The sequence below is a fragment of the Glutamicibacter sp. genome (assembly GCF_035257265.1).
GTDB lineage: Bacteria > Actinomycetota > Actinomycetes > Actinomycetales > Micrococcaceae > Glutamicibacter.
Genome location: NZ_DATEXC010000027.1, coordinates 182,261 through 197,626 on the forward strand (window position 1 = coordinate 182,261; position 15,366 = coordinate 197,626).

The window sequence follows — 15,366 nt, forward strand, 5'->3', positions numbered from 1 at the left end:
TCGCTGCCGCTATTTTGATTCGGCGCAGCGAAGCTTTCCGGGAGCGTCATTCAGCTTGCGCTCCTTTTCCAGTCCTTCAAACTTGGCGCCGACCTCTAAATCAATGCGATCATCGCGGCGGTCTTTGTCAAAGACGAACACCGCACCGGGGACCTGTCGTTGAATGCTCAGCGCTTGAGCATATCCCTTGGGGCCGGCAATCACCGCTCCCACTTCATCGGCATAGTCGCTGGCTGATTCGGTGACCGAGGTGATGGTGAAGCCACGCTCTTTAAGGCTTTCGGCCGTTGCCCCGGCTAATCCTGACTCACCGGTGGTATTCAGTACGCGGACCATGACCGTGCCCGGGTCCTGTACTTTGAAATTCACGTCAGGACATACCGGGTTTTCGATTTTGGCCGGAGCATCGCTTGCCGCTTGTGGTGCTTGGTCTTTATTCCAGGGCCAGTTGCCGGTGAAGATCAGTATTGAAACCACAAAAACCAGCACGACCAGCGAAGCCATGACCGTAAAAACCACATTCTGTCGACTACGGCGACGCTTTTTGGCCTGCCCATCGGATTGAAAGGCGAGCTCTGCTTCGCTGACGATGTGCTGCCCATGCCAGCTGCTTGGATCGCGGCGATCCTTCGGCTCGGTCATAAACCCACCTTCCCTGCGCGCCCTTGGGTCTGCGACGTGAGGCTATCTTGAGTCGAAGCCTACCTGTTAGCCTTCAAGATCCAACACCCTTGCATGGATTATTGCTCGATGGTGCAACGCGGAACGTAAAGCTCGGTGCAACCCATCTTCCAGATACAAAGTGCCCTGCCAGCGCACTACGTGCGGGAACAAGTCTCCGTAGAAGGTCGAGTCCTCGGAAAGCAATGCCGATAAATCGAGCACCGTTTTGGTGGTCACCAGCTCGTCGAGCTTCACCTGCTGTGGAGGGATTTCGCTCCACTGCCGAGAGGTGGATAGCTCATGCGCTGGGTACGGACGGGAATCGCCCACGGCTCGAAAAATCACTCTCTAAGCATATGTACAACTACCAGAAAAAACACTTTACCCTCCGCAGAACGCACATTCTTCGCATCTGAAACCTGTATGCGAAGAGATGACGAGCCAAGCACCATCCACTACCGAGAAAACTGTTTAGCGAATCGCGATCGCTAATAATGGGACTTTGTTAAGCAAAAAGCAAGGATTGTTACGATGGGTGAAACTTGGCGGAACTCGGCGTAACGGACGCTAGTAACAATTGTGTTTTTGGGTGCACGCTAGATGCATGAACAACGTAGTCACCGAGATCCCAGTCCTCGATATCTCTACCGCCCGTAATGCCGATGGAAGCTTTAATGAAGCCTTCGTAGCAGCGTTACGCGATGCTGCCCATCGCGTAGGTTTCTTTCAGATCGTGGGTTACGGCTCCCAAGAAAACCAGGATCAGGAACTCTTAGACACCATTGCCGAGTTCTTCAAAAAACCGGTCGAAGAGAAGATTAAGCTCGACAACCGAAACAGTGCCCAATTCCGCGGTTACACCCGCATGGGCACCGAGATTACCCGGGGTCGCGCTGACGCCCGCGAACAGATTGATTACGGCCCGGCACGTGAGACTCTCTCCGAGGTTCCGAGCGACAAGCCATTCCTGAATCTACAGGGGCCGAACCAGTTCCCAGAAGATTTCCCACAGCTTGAGGAACGGGCCATGCAGTGGGCCGAACTGATGAATCAGACCGGTCACGAACTACTCTCTGCGCTTGCCGTTGGAATGGGGCTTCCCGAAGATCACTTTGATGAACCCTTCGCCAAGACTCCTTCTTGGATGGGCAAACTAGTACATTATGTCTCAGGTGACGTGGTTCCGGAGTCCGGCAACCAGGGCGTAGGTCTACACGCTGACTACGGTTTTGTAACCCTACTATTACAAGACCAAGTTGGCGGCCTGCAGGTGCAGCCATACGGCCAGGAAGAGTGGATTGCGGTGCCACCTACCCCAGGTGCGCTAGTGGTCAACCTTGGCGAAATGCTTGAAGTAGCTACCGACGGATATCTGATGGCAACCATTCACCGAGTGATCGCCCCGCCGGCCGGTGTGGACCGTTACTCCGTGCCGTTCTTCTATTCCCCACGCCTCGATGCGGTGATTGATAAGGTGCAACTACCGGCAGCGCTAGCAGCGCAAGCACGGGGAATCTCCGATGACCCGCAGAACCCGATGCTCGCCTCGTATGGTGCCAATGTGCTCAAGGGTTGGCTGCGTGCTCACCCACAAACCGCTGCCATCCATTACCCAGAATTGAGCAGCCCCAAGGCACCTGCCTAGACACCGATTTCCGCTGAAGTATGAAGGCTTCGAAATAGTATTGCGCTACTATTTCGAAGCCTTCACTCACTTAAACGGGTACCAGTATAGAAAACCGCCTGCTCGACAGTCGATTAGTCCCCCAAGTCCTAACCTGATTCAGCACTTCGCCCCGTCTGGCCCAAAGCCATGGACAACATTGTGCTCGATGAGTCTCAAGTTGACGCCATCGACAGCTCAAGATCAGCTCAAGAATTATCCAGCCGATATTATTTGGTTTCGTGGGACCCAACCATTCGGTATCCCACACCGCGTACCGTCTCGATCCACAGTTCTTCACGCGCCGAATCGCCTAGTTTGCGCCTTAGATTTGCAATATGCACTTCAATGCTTCGCACGGCTGCCGGTGACACATATAAGTCCACTGCTCCCAGATCATCTTCATCGCCCAGAATGCGAGCAAGCTCTTTTTTGCTTCGCACATGTCCGGGATACACCAACAGCGCGCGTAACAGCGAAAATTCAGTAGCAGTCAGTTCAATCGACACGTCATCAATCATCACTTGCCAGGTCACAACGTTGAGCGAAAGGTTCCGGTGGCGAAGGATCTGGTCCGCACGGCGCTCCCGCAAATCGAGCAAGTTATTGATGTTATCTTGCCGCCGGACGAAGGAATCTACGCGCGCCCTGAATTCTCGCTCTTTTATCGGCTTCGCAACTACGCCGTCTGCACCGGAGTCATAGGCATGAACCACTTCAAACTCATCATTTGTTTCAAGCACTGCTAGTAGCAGCGCATTAACTCGTGCAGAAATCCGCCGTAGCGTTTCGTGCCCGTCAATATCTCGAAGGCCGTATCCCACCACAATTACTTCTGGATTGCTCCGTGTGGCTAGATCGACGCCTTCTTCCCCAGTTGAGGCCTCTTGAACAACAAATCCCACGTGTTTGAGCAGTCGAGACAGGACTGCTCGGGTCTCAAATTCGTGCTCAATAACGACTGCCTTACGATTTTCCCCAGCCAAGCCAGCCACACCCCCAATTAGTGATAGCCCTCACTATCCACGTGAGAGACCATGCTACCGGACGCCCCGGACAGGTTAACCGTGAGCGAGCTCTACAGCTGCTGTGAACTGAGGACGCAAAATTCATTGCCTTCAGGGTCAAGAAGGATGACCCATGAAACATCGCTCACATCAGCATCAGGGTATGTTGCACCCAGCGATAGTAGCCGCTCAACTTCTTCATCTTGCGTGCAGTCAGTCGGGCGAACATCTATGTGTAGCCGGTTCTTTAATGACTTCTCTTCTGGCACCTGCGCGAAGGTCAATACCGGATGTGGACCTATCGATGATTTTTCAGCAGGCCCAATAGTCACTAAGCCGACTTCTTCGGAGAGCACCGAGTAGTTGAGCGTTTCAGTCCAAAACCGGGCAATGAGTACCGGATTTTTACAATCAATGGCGAGTTCTTCGAACCTGCAGCTCATAAAATCCTCCAAACCAACGGCGAAACGACCCAACGTCTCACGCGAGCACCCCGTACTTAGGGATGCTACCCCTGGAATCAAATTTAAACACGAAAACCCCCGATTTCTCGGGGGCTTTCATCGGCGGAGGATAGGGGATTTGAACCCCTGAGGGCGTTAACCCAACACGCGTTCCAGGCGTGCGCCATAGGCCGCTAGGCGAATCCTCCTCAGTTTGCTCCGTGGAGCAGGTACCAGCATATCTAAATATCGCCACAATCACGAATCGAGAACTTCAGCAATCATTATGCGGTTATCTAATACGCAAGATTGCCTAGCTTTAGGGGATTTTTGCCTTTATCCACAGCTGGCGGAACCTCCCGACTCCTCTTCTGGCACCCAGTAGACACTTAAAACATGAATAAACGAGAGGTATTTCATAATGACGATGATGCTCATCGTCTCCATATCAGTCCGCCGGGCACCAGAACAGATCCAGGTACCGACGGCATGTGGGCTGCCAATATTGAGCAGGATACGATCTTCGCCCAACTGGCAGCCATCACCAAGGAGCTGCATGAATCGGGCAGGGCCACCGAACCTGGCAGTGGTCTAATCCAGTTGAAGCTTCTTGGCCAGGCCCGCAGCATGCTTGACGCTGCAGAGGCGGTGCTACTAGCCGACACCTATGAATTGGCAACCAAGCAAGCGGCGCAAACAGGTACTCAAGAATTTCTTATCGAGGACCCACTTCAAATCCAAGCCGCAGAACGCTTTGGTGTAGACCCGCAATTGGAGCCATTGGTGCGAGCCTCATTTATTGCCGAAGCCTCCGGAGCCTTGCGCCAAAGTGATCGAATTACCCAGAACAAACTTTTCACGGCTCAGGGATTACGTTATCTCTGTAAAGAAACTCTCAACGAATTGAGCCAAGGCACCATCACTACCAAAAGTGCCACCGAAATCGTCGCTCAGTCTCAAGATCTCGAACCCGATAATGTTCAGCAACTGCAACAGGTACTTCTTCCCATTGCTCGTACCGGTTCGGATCGCTCGGTGAAGGACCGTGCGCGTAAGATGCGCGAACGCTTCTTGCCAGAACCAGTGGACGAACGTCATGACAGGGGCCGTGAGACCCGTTCGGTCATCTGGTGGCCTGAAGCCGACGGGATGGCGGTGCTCCAACTCCGCATTCCCGCAGAGGACGCACTGGCGATCCTCAACACGGTCAACTGGCATGCCCGTAACCACGACGATCCAGATGATCTGCGTAACGAACAACAACGTCGCGCGGATATCCTCCGAGATGCCATATTGGACGGCTGGCCAGCTAGCGAAGGTACACCACTTAAAGCTCGCGTATCGTTGACCATTCCAGCCTTGCAGATGCTCGCAGATCCATCTAGGACTCTGGCGGATCTTGAAGGATACGGACCGATTGGCATCGGAGCGGCCTTGCGCGTAGCAAAAGATGCTCCTTCGCTGATGGCGGTACTCACCGACCCTTGGTCGGGTGCGGTAATCGACGTGGGTAGGCGTAGATACCGACCGTCCAAGGCCCTGAAAGATTTATTGCGAGAACGCGATAACCATTGCAGGTTCCCCGGATGCAACCGACTACCAGAATCCAGCGAAATCGATCATATTGATGACTGGGCCAAAGGCGGCCATACAAACCGAAATAATTCACAGTTATTGTGCAAACGTCATCAAATGTTTAAACACGCGCTCGGTTGGCAGTCCACGTATATGCCCGACGGGTCGGTGAATTGGCGGTCGCCGAACGGAATCTTGCAGGTGGAGCTTCCTGGCAGCGTCACCAGTGTGCAGAACTTCGACTTTGAGCGGAACCAGACTCCGATGCTCCCGGCCTCTGAATTACCTGCTCGGATACGGAGAGTTCTTGGCTGGTATGACCCACCGGACGCGGAAGTTGGGTGAGTCGGCCTAGGCAATCTCTTACCCGGGTTGAGAGCAAGCGCACGCCTGCCGATTTTTACCCACCCCCAACTCTCGGGTAGTATCTTCTATGACCCCTCGTGTGGTGTCATCCTGTTGAACTCCCCCAGGACCGGAAGGTAGCAAGGGTAGATGGGCTCTGGCAGGTGCATGAGGGGTCTTTTATTTTTCTAGCAAGCCGAATGGAGTTCGCGTGGGCGTTGGTCGTTTCGCCCCAAGCCCGACTGGGCAACTCCATCTGGGCAACTTACGCACGGCTATTCTTGCGTGGCTATTCGCTAAGTCCACCGGGCGCCAATGCTTATTGCGCATTGAAGACCTAGACCGTGTGCGCTCCGGAGCCGAAGAACAACAGCTTTACGAGCTCGCCGCTATCGGCCTCGAATTCGATTCACCATTGGTACGTCAAAGTGAACGCCTACCGGTCTATCTCGATGCGATCCAATCACTTCGGGACAAAGACCTACTCTTCGAGTGCTTTTGCACGCGTAAAGATATTTCCGAAGCTGCCAGTGCACCACATGCCGCCCCCGGCGCTTATCCAGGCACTTGCCGGAATCTGAGTTCCGAAGAACGAGCCGAAAAAGCTAAGGAACGCCCAGCAGCACTGCGGCTGCGCGCGGAGGTTGCTCAGTTCACTGTTCACGATGAAATTTCTGGCCAGTACACCGGAATCGTTGACGACTTTGTGTTGCTACGCAATGACGGCTCCCCCGCATATAACCTCGCGGTGGTAGTTGATGACGGCGCCTACGGCATTGACCAAGTCGTGCGCGGAGACGACCTGTTATCCTCCGCCCCACGTCAGGCATATCTGGCGCAGCTACTCGGAATGCCAATTCCGGCCTACGCCCATGTTCCTTTAGCGTTGAATTCCAAAGGCCAAAGGCTCGCTAAACGCGATGGAGCAGTAACTCTCGAAGACCTCTCCGAAAAAGGGGTAAATGGTGCCCAGATCCGCGCCTACTTGTTAGAGTCATTGGGCTTGCCCGGAACGTCTTTGCAGGCCGCTTTGGACTCCTTCAATCCTGTTGCCTTGCCTCGCGAGCCTTGGGTTGTAGAACCAGAATTTATTGTCGACCAGTTGATGCCTCCGGCATCGCGCAACCGATAGGGTACCGGTGTGAGTACAGCGCTTTATCGCAGATACCGTCCAGACACTTTCGCCGAGGTTATCGGGCAGGAACATGTCACGGCCCCACTGATGACGGCTTTGGAAAAGAACCGTGTCAACCACGCCTACCTCTTTTCCGGACCGCGCGGTTGCGGCAAAACTACGAGCGCCCGAATTCTGGCGCGCTGCCTGAACTGCGAACAGGGCCCGACGCCAACCCCATGTGGCACGTGTCCAAGTTGTGTGGAGCTGGCTAATGGTGGCCCAGGTTCTCTCGATGTGATCGAAATTGACGCCGCCAGCCACGGCGGTGTGGAAGACGCACGTGATCTGCGCGAACGCGCTACTTTTGCGCCGACCCGCGACCGCTACAAGATCTTCATTATTGACGAGGCCCATATGGTCACTTCGGCGGGTTTTAACGCCCTGCTGAAAATCGTTGAAGAGCCACCAGCACATATAAAGTTCATTTTTGCGACCACGGAACCTGAAAAGGTCATTGGCACTATCCGTTCACGCACCCATCATTACCCGTTCCGCTTAGTACCTCCCGAGGCTCTTCTGGCCTATCTCAAGGTGCTCTGCGAGCGCGAAAACGTGGTGGTCGCGGACAGCGTTCTGCCCCTAGTAATCCGCGCCGGCGGCGGTTCGGTACGCGACACCCTCTCGGTTCTCGACCAACTTATGGCTGGTGCCCGCGAAGGTGGAGTGGACTACGAGACTGCGATTGCTTTACTCGGCTACACCCACTCGACCCTGCTCGATGAGGTGATCCTCTCACTTCATGAAAGCAATGGTGCTTCTCTCTTTGGAGCCATTGACCGCATCATCCAGACAGGTTTGGATCCACGGCGCTTCGTTGAAGACCTGCTTGAACGCATGCGAGACCTAATCATTGCCAAGGCGATGCCCGAAGGTCTGGAAAAAATCTTACGTGGCACTCCTGCTGATCAGTTGGAGTCACTACATTTACAAGCCTCGCTTGTCGGGGCCGGTGAACTGAGCCGTTGGGCCGACGTAACGAATCAGGCCTTGAGCGAGATGAACGGGGCAACTTCGCCTCGATTGCACCTAGAGCTTTTGGCAGCACGCTTGATGCTCCCGGGTGCCGAAAATTCGGCGAGCGCTTTTGCGGCCCGGCTTGACCGGCTAGAACGCCACGCGATTTCCGGAGGCGCGCTGCCTGAACTGCCTGAAGGCGAGTCGCCAGCTCATTCTTCGTCAGCAACTCCATCTCCGGCGGCCGCGCGTCAGGGTGCGGCTGCTGTTCGAGAAGCTCTCGCAGCAGCCAAGGGCCGTAACGGAGGGGTGGAAACACCTGTTGTCTCCGAGCAGTCCCCTGCCCCTCAGCAAGCTGCACCAGAACAACATCCTGCCAACACGCAGCAGCAAACGCAGCAGGAAATTCAGGTACAGCCCGAAGCGCAGGCTCCGCAACCTGTTGCACCCCAAGAACAACCACGGGAACAGTCCCCGACTTCTCAACGGCAGGCTCAGACCACGCAGGTCGAGCCAGATATTAACGCTCCTCTAGATCCAGACGCGGCTCGCTCGCTGAATACTGGGGAAGCCGCCGATTGGGGTGCCACGTGGGGGCCTAAAGAAGATCTGCACCCGGTCACCACTCCGGTCCAGCCAGGTCCGAGTGTTCCAGAAGCACGTCCAGAAGGTGTGGCCCCGTTTAGTCTGATTCCAGACCCGGCAGCCGGCGAAGATCTCTCCTTCGGTACTGGGATTTCCATCGATGATGTGAAACAAAACCCAGCCATGGCCGAGTTTGCACGCCGCGCAGCTGAGAACCGACAGCAGCCAACTCAGCAACAGTCGCCGCAGGTTCAGAGTGAACAATCGAGTCAACAACCAGAAGCAACATCTTCAGCCCCAAACCAGCAGCGACCAGAGGATCTGCGACGAGCCGAGGAACAGGCTGCTCGTGAGCAGGCTGAACAGCGCGCGGCCGCCGAGCAACGCGAAGCGCAGGAAAAAGCTGCCCGCGAGCAAGCTGAACAGCGCGCGGCCGCCGAGCAACGCGAAGCGCAGGAAAAAGCTGCCCGCGAACAAGCTGAAGTGCAGCGACGAGCGCAGACTCAGCAGCAGACTGCACCTCAGCAACAGGCGCCAAATGCCTCAACCCCGGTGCAGAAGTTCCAACAGGCGTGGCCCGCCATTTTGGAGCAGTTGCAGTCAAGCTCACGAGTGCTTCACTCGATGGTTGCTAATTATGGTTCGGTGGCAGGATTTGATGGTCGCACTTTGACCCTTGCATTCAGCAATACCGGCCCTATCGTCAACCTGCGTAATCGCCCAGACATGATGCAGATCTTGGTGGGCACCCTTTGCCAGGTGGCGGGTCAACAAATCGAGGTTGTACTGACCGAGGGTGGGTCGGCAACCGCCGGTGGTGGTTCCCCAAAAGGTGAACGCCGGCCAACACCGGCGTCCGCCCCAGCAGTAGCCATCAACGTACAGGCTCCGAACGCTGGGGTTACGCCCAACGCTCCTGCACGCCCACAAACGCCTCCTTCCGTAGCGCAACCCGAGGCTTCCCGTCCGGAGTCAGCACGTTCAGCAGCACCAATGAACAAGCCTGCTCCAGCTAAGGACAGTGGGTACGTCAGCAACTATGACGACGTCCCGCCACCGCTGGATGAACCGTACATGGATGAGCCGCCTTATCCCGATGACGGATATGCGACAAGCGGCCCTACCTCAGCACCCGTTTCTGTGGCCTCACCACGCCCCGAGCCAACCACCGCCCCGCAGGTAAGTGAACCGTCTTCGCTATCGCCTGCCGTGGTGGAGCCGGTGATTCCTTCTCCGCGTGCTACCGAATCACGTTCTTTTGACGGTCCCCCGGTGGCACCGCGCCCCCGGTTGACCGCCGGTTTAAGCGCACGCCAGTCCGAGGTACCGAGCCCGGCGATTTCTCGTCCGGTCTCGCAAACCCCGCTGCATCCCGGCAGCACCACCGATACTTTCGAATCCAAGGTCGTCCGTGAGCCTGAGCCACAGCCGGTTGCCGCGGCACCGGTGGCCTCTGCAGTAGTAACCCCAGTTGCGGCGGCACCGGTGGCCTCTGCAGTAGTAACCCCAGTTGCGGCGCCACCTAAGCCGGCGGTGCAACCGGCGACCGAAGCTGCACCAGCTTGGGGTACCCCCAGCGAATCGGATGAACAGCCCGAAGTCCAGACCCCGGTGGCTGGCGGACGGTTGAGTCGTTACCAGCAGCTCATGAGCCAGTCGAAGGACAACGCACCGAGCACTCACCAGAGCAGTTCGGATAACGGTTGGGGTGCCCCGGACCGGGTGACTCGGGCAGCGCCAACGGAACCCGAAGATTTCTCGCCCAGCGAGGATGATATTGAGGTCGAGGATTCCGCACTGATCGGAGTGCCTGCGGTGGAACGATTGCTCGGTGGTTTGGTCATTGAACAGCGTGATGTGAACGGCAATGTCGTCGAAATGAAGCGCGGGCTCTAACCGGCATCTTGTCGGAGTGAGACACTAGTGTGTAACACGGTCTTTAATAAACGTTTGAACCCTCAGGAAAGTGGGCAATAGGTGTACGAAGGTGCTGTTCAGGAACTGATCGACGAGCTCGGTCGGCTACCCGGCATCGGTCCTAAATCGGCGCAGCGCATCGCTTTTCACATTCTTGATGCCGACGCCGAAGATATGACGCGCCTTGCCGCTTCCATCCAGCAGGCCAAGGAAAAGGTTCGCTTCTGCGAAATCTGTTTCAACATTTCCGAGCAGGACACCTGTGGGATCTGCCGCGACGAGCGCCGTGACACCAGCCAAATCTGCATTGTGGAGGAATCCAAGGATGTGCTGGCCATTGAACGTACCCGCGCTTTTAACGGCAAGTACCACGTGCTTGGCGGGTCAATTAACCCAATCGCGGGAATCGGCCCGGAACAATTACACATTCGTGAGCTAGTGGCGCGTCTGGGAGACAGTTCCATTACCGAATTGATCTTGGCTACTGACCCAAATCTAGAGGGTGAGGCAACCGCAATCTATCTGGTGCGTCAGCTGAGTCCTTTGGGTATCAAAATCACCCGCTTGGCCTCCGGGCTGCCGGTGGGTGGCGATCTGGAATACGCCGATGAGGTCACCTTGGCACGCGCCTTCGAAGGCCGCCGCAATACCATTGCCCCGAGTTCTTCGCGCGGCTAAGATCAACAGCAGGATTTTTCTTCGCTACAGCCCGGTCAACCTTGCGTTGAGCCGGGCTGGCTTGTCTGATCAATGTGCACTCAAACACATTGGTTGATAATGGTCAACCATCGGCATATAGTTGATATCAATCAACCTTATTTTTTGACCTTTGGAGTCGCCATGACCGCAGTAGCGCCGGTCGCAAAACCCAAGATGAGCCACCGGCAGATTATTCAATCACTGACCGGTTTGCTCATGGGCATGTTCGTTTCAATTCTTGCAGGCACCGTGGTGTCCAGCTCCCTTCCGGTGATCGTCTCGGACCTGAACGGTAGCCAGACCGCGTACACCTGGGTGGTCACCGCGACCTTGCTCGCCACCACCATTTCAACCCCTATCTGGGGCAAGCTCGCCGACCTGGGCAACCGCAAGCTTCTGTTGCAGATCTCCCTTGGACTATTCGTTCTCGCCTCGGCCGCAGCCGGCTTCGCGCAGAACACCGAATTCCTGATCGCCATGCGCGTAATTCAGGGCCTCGCAGGTGGTGGCATGGGCGCGCTGAGCCAGATTGTTATGGCCGACATCCTTTCACCTCGTGAACGCGGCAAGTACATGGGCCTCTTTGGCGCGGTCATGGCCTTGGGCACCGTAGGTGGTCCACTCATCGGTGGTTTCGTCACCGATACCATCAACTGGCGTTGGAACTTCTTCGTAGCTCTTCCATTTGCCGTGGTCGCCATTATCTTGATCCAGCGCACACTGAACCTCCCAGCCATCGCTAAGCGCAAGGTACAAATCGACTACCTGGGCATCATGCTTCTTTCCTCTGGCGTGGCACTGCTGCTGATCTGGTTGTCAATGGGTGGCAGCGAGTTCGAATGGAACTCCAGCACTAGTTACCTCATGTTGGTTGGCTCGGTCATCTTGCTAGCGATCTTCGTGTTCGTTGAACTCAAGGTCGCAGAACCATTGATCTCGCTTAATCTCTTCAAGAACCGCACCTTCACCTTCGCAGTGATTGCCTCGCTTGCCGTGGGCATCTCGATGTTCGGTACGACAGTATTCCTCAGTCAGTACATGATCATGGCCCGTGGCGCCAGCGCCACTCAGGCAGGTCTAATGACATTCCCTATGATGGCCGGCTTGCTTGTCATCTCCACCGTGGCCGGTGCACTCATCTCGCGCTACGGCAAGTGGAAAGCCTTTGTGGTTACCGGCGCTGCCTTGCAGGTAGTCGGACTGTACCTGCTCGGAACCATTCACTATGACACCCCCTTCTGGCAGGTGGGCTTGTTTATGTTCATTCTCGGCGCTGGCGTTGGTTTGGTTATGCAGAACATGGTTCTTGTCGTGCAGAACGCCGTGGAACCTCAGATTCTCGGCGTTGCATCTTCTTCGGTGAACTTCTTCCGTACCCTTGGTGGTACCGCAGGTACCGCAGGATTGGGTGCACTGCTTGCGGTCACCATTCCAAACATGATTGCTGACCGCCAAAGCGATCTTTCTGCTGCCATCGCCTCACTAGGCGATAAGGCCGCCGCGGTTGGTGCATCGTTGAGCTCCGGTTCCTTGCCGACCATTTCCACCTTGCCCGAACCAGTGCGTTCGATTCTCGAATCAATCTATGGTGACGGTGTTGCCTCCTTGTTCGCCTTCGCCGCACCACTTGCGCTGATCACCCTGGTCGCAGTGATCCTGTTGCCTAATCAGCGCTTGAATGAGAAAACCAATACCGAGCGTTTAGCTGAAGAGTCAGAGACTTCTTCCATGACGGAAACTGACGCCTAGTCGCCGTGGAAACCATGGAAGAAACTCAGTCTTGGGCTCATCGCAGCCAGCTATTCGATGCAGCAGAGCAGGAACTTTTCACCCTGCTTTCGGTGACCGCAAAGTCTCGCCGAACCATGGCTGCAAAACTCGACGAAAAGCTGCCACCTGCGGCGGTCCCAGTGCTGGGAATGATCCTCAAATCGGGAAACACCACCCAGTCAGAGATCTGCGAACATCTCATGACCGATAAGGCGACGCTTTCCCGGCTGGTGACCCGGCTCGAAGAGCTCAATCTAGTCAAGCGGGAAGTTGACGAGACAGACCGAAGAGTATTCAACCTGTTGCCCACCGACCTGGCCAAGCAACGCTGGCACGGCTGGTTGCAGACCTGGCGCGATGATTTACGCGAACGGATCAACAAGTGGTCCGATACAGATTTGAGCCACCTCACCGGACTGCTAGAACGACTCAACGCGGATCTACGGGAACTATAAAATGATCCTCGTCGTAGCCACGCTCCTTTTCATTGGAGTGTGGCTACACTCGTTTAATGGCGACTAAGAGCAGTAATATCGAGGCAATCATCAAGGCCACCGGCAAACCGTGGGAGCAGTGGGTGGAACAGATAGAATCTGCTGGCGCCAAAGAACTATCGCATAAACCGCTCGCTTCCATGATCTACCAGCTCATGCCCGCGGACCTTGAAAATCCGGGCTGGTGGGCGCAATCGGTAGCCATCGCTTATGAACAGCACATCGGCCGCCGAGTTCCCGGCCAGGCAAGCGATGGAAGTTTTAAAGGCTCTGTTTCCACGACGCTGAACACGGATCTTGAGGGTGCTTTACAAAGCTGGGTCGGTTCAGTCGCAGAGTTCAGCGAGTTTATCGGCGCCCAGCTTGCGTCAGAACCAGCGGTCAGTGGCTCCGAAAAGTGGCGTTACTGGAGGGCGCAATTTAGTGACGGTAGCTGCGTGAGCGTGAACATCACCATGAAGGGTAATAAGGCAAGCGTAAGCGCTGGTCACGCAAAGCTTGCCAACCCTCAGGATCTGGAGGGGTGGAAGTCATTTTGGCGACAAATATTAGCTACGATCCGCAGTTGACCGGCCGTTCTAGGCATTCAAAGTGGCAGATATTAGGCAATATGACCAATGGTTACCGTCACAACTAGGTGATGCACCCTTGGTACTGCCACAATTATTAGTGGTAGATATGTCGCATCTGTTCTCACAACACGATGCGCATCAACAACTTTCATCAGTTGGAGTGTGCGCCCATGGGCCTAATAGTTCAAAAATTTGGCGGTTCGTCCGTATCGGATGCCGAAGGCATCAAACGTGTCGCGCGCCGAATTATTGACACCAAGGCGCAGGGCCATGAGGTTGTCGTCGTCGTTTCGGCCATGGGAGATTCCACCGACGAACTCCTTGACCTCGCCGCGCAACTCACCGATGACGCCCCAGCCCGCGAGATGGATATGCTCCTCTCGGCAGGTGAGCGCATTTCCATGTCCCTGCTCGCCATGGCCATCGACCAGTTCGGCGAAAGCGCTGTATCCTTCACCGGTTCACAGGCCGGCCTGATCACTGACTCGACCCACGGCATGGCGCGCATCATGGAAGTTTCGCCGCAGCGTATCCGCCGTGCCATCGACCGCGGTTTCATTGCCATCGTCGCCGGCTTCCAAGGCATGAGCAAGGAATCAAAGAACATCACCACCATGGGCCGTGGTGGTTCGGACACCACTGCGGTGGCACTTGCCGCTGCGCTGGGTGCCGATGTCTGCGAAATCTACACCGATGTGGACGGCATTTACACCGCCGACCCGCGCGTGGTTCACGCAGCAAAGAAGATCGACACGATTTCAAGCGAGGAAATGTTGGAGATGGCAGCCAGCGGCTCCAAGATCCTGCACCTACGCTGTGTGGAGTATGCTCGCCGCTTTGGCGTGCCTCTGCATGTGCGTTCCTCATTCAGCACTAACGAGGGCACCTGGGTGCTCCCGGACCCCAACGACAAGATCAAGATTCAAGAGGGAGAACCCTTGGAACAGCCAATCATCTCCGGTGTTGCCCACGACCATTCCGAAGCAAAGGTCACCATCATCGGTGTTCCGGACATTCCGGGTAAGGCAGCACAGATTTTCGGGGTAATCGCCGCCGCGCAAGCCAATATCGACATGATCGTACAGAACATCTCGACCAAGGGCTCGGGCGCCACCGATATCTCCTTCACCTTGCCAATGACCGAGACCAAGCGTGTTCTAGCTGCGCTGGAAACTGCGCGTGGTGAGATTGGCTTCGAAGACATCGAGCACAACGACGAGGTCGGTAAGCTTTCGCTGATCGGCGCCGGCATGCGCTCGAACCCGGGCGTCTCGTTTACTTTCTTCGAAGCTCTGCACCAGGCCGGAATCAACGTGGACATGATCTCCACCTCGGAGATTCGCATCTCCGTGGTCACCGACGCCGACAAGCTCAATGATGCGGTTCGCGCCATCCACACCGCATTCGATCTCGATACCGACGTGGAAGCCACCGTATACGGCGGCACCGGACGCTAAGTCTCTGAAGTAAAAGTAGCGGCGCAGATCTTTTAGATCTGCGCC

Annotated in this window: 13 protein-coding genes, 1 tRNA gene and 1 other RNA gene; 10 read left to right on the forward strand and 5 right to left on the reverse strand. The window is 55.9% G+C overall.

Annotated features, from left to right (window positions below):
* Positions 1-9 precede the first annotated feature (9 nt).
* Positions 10-642 (reverse strand): LytR C-terminal domain-containing protein, encoded by a 633-nt coding sequence (locus VJ369_RS06865; protein WP_324091345.1) that lies wholly within the window; start codon positions 640-642, stop codon positions 10-12.
* A 66-nt stretch (positions 643-708) separates the two neighbouring features.
* Complete coding sequence (locus tag VJ369_RS06870) at positions 709-1,008, reverse strand: type II toxin-antitoxin system VapB family antitoxin (RefSeq protein ID WP_096254069.1); 300 nt, start codon at positions 1,006-1,008, stop codon at positions 709-711.
* A 259-nt stretch (positions 1,009-1,267) separates the two neighbouring features.
* Between VJ369_RS06870 and VJ369_RS06875 the strand changes: the two genes are divergently transcribed.
* Complete coding sequence (locus tag VJ369_RS06875) at positions 1,268-2,308, forward strand: isopenicillin N synthase family dioxygenase (RefSeq protein ID WP_324091346.1); 1,041 nt, start codon at positions 1,268-1,270, stop codon at positions 2,306-2,308.
* A gap of 248 nt (positions 2,309-2,556) precedes the next feature.
* Here the strand turns inward: VJ369_RS06875 and VJ369_RS06880 are convergent, their stop codons facing one another.
* The 3 genes from VJ369_RS06880 to VJ369_RS06890 all read right to left on the reverse strand — a co-directional run bounded on the left by VJ369_RS06880 (position 2,557) and on the right by VJ369_RS06890 (position 3,985).
* A complete protein-coding gene (locus tag VJ369_RS06880) occupies positions 2,557-3,312 on the reverse strand; it encodes a response regulator transcription factor (protein WP_324091347.1) in 756 nt (251 codons plus the stop codon).
* Positions 3,313-3,404: 92 nt separating this feature from the next.
* Positions 3,405-3,776, reverse strand: coding sequence for a VOC family protein (locus VJ369_RS06885; RefSeq protein ID WP_324091348.1), 372 nt, complete (start codon positions 3,774-3,776; stop codon positions 3,405-3,407).
* Between the two features lie 124 nt (positions 3,777-3,900).
* Positions 3,901-3,985 (reverse strand) — tRNA-Ser (locus VJ369_RS06890).
* A 187-nt stretch (positions 3,986-4,172) separates the two neighbouring features.
* Between VJ369_RS06890 and VJ369_RS06895 the strand changes: the two genes are divergently transcribed.
* The 9 genes from VJ369_RS06895 to VJ369_RS06935 all read left to right on the forward strand — a co-directional run bounded on the left by VJ369_RS06895 (position 4,173) and on the right by VJ369_RS06935 (position 15,321).
* On the forward strand, positions 4,173-5,696 hold the full coding sequence (locus tag VJ369_RS06895; protein WP_324091349.1) for an HNH endonuclease signature motif containing protein: 1,524 nt from the start codon (positions 4,173-4,175) through the stop codon (positions 5,694-5,696).
* Between the two features lie 87 nt (positions 5,697-5,783).
* Positions 5,784-5,880, forward strand: an RNA gene (ffs, locus tag VJ369_RS06900) — signal recognition particle sRNA small type.
* Between the two features lie 27 nt (positions 5,881-5,907).
* Entirely contained in the window at positions 5,908-6,828 is a 921-nt protein-coding gene (gene gluQRS, locus VJ369_RS06905) for a tRNA glutamyl-Q(34) synthetase GluQRS (protein ID WP_324091350.1), read from the forward strand.
* A 9-nt stretch (positions 6,829-6,837) separates the two neighbouring features.
* Positions 6,838-10,308: a DNA polymerase III subunit gamma and tau gene (locus VJ369_RS06910; protein ID WP_324091351.1), complete on the forward strand. Its 3,471-nt coding sequence runs from the start codon at positions 6,838-6,840 to the stop codon at positions 10,306-10,308.
* A gap of 81 nt (positions 10,309-10,389) precedes the next feature.
* Positions 10,390-11,007: a recombination mediator RecR gene (gene recR, locus VJ369_RS06915; RefSeq protein WP_105677821.1), complete on the forward strand. Its 618-nt coding sequence runs from the start codon at positions 10,390-10,392 to the stop codon at positions 11,005-11,007.
* A 162-nt stretch (positions 11,008-11,169) separates the two neighbouring features.
* Positions 11,170-12,777, forward strand: coding sequence for a DHA2 family efflux MFS transporter permease subunit (locus VJ369_RS06920; RefSeq protein WP_324091352.1), 1,608 nt, complete (start codon positions 11,170-11,172; stop codon positions 12,775-12,777).
* A 14-nt stretch (positions 12,778-12,791) separates the two neighbouring features.
* Positions 12,792-13,253 carry a helix-turn-helix domain-containing protein gene (locus tag VJ369_RS06925; protein ID WP_324091353.1) on the forward strand — a complete coding sequence of 154 codons (462 nt, stop codon included), beginning with the start codon at positions 12,792-12,794 and terminating at the stop codon, positions 13,251-13,253.
* Positions 13,254-13,309: 56 nt separating this feature from the next.
* Complete coding sequence (locus VJ369_RS06930) at positions 13,310-13,861, forward strand: hypothetical protein (RefSeq protein ID WP_324091354.1); 552 nt, start codon at positions 13,310-13,312, stop codon at positions 13,859-13,861.
* Between the two features lie 173 nt (positions 13,862-14,034).
* Positions 14,035-15,321 carry an aspartate kinase gene (locus tag VJ369_RS06935; RefSeq protein WP_105677818.1) on the forward strand — a complete coding sequence of 429 codons (1,287 nt, stop codon included), beginning with the start codon at positions 14,035-14,037 and terminating at the stop codon, positions 15,319-15,321.
* The last annotated feature ends 45 nt before the right edge of the window (positions 15,322-15,366 follow it).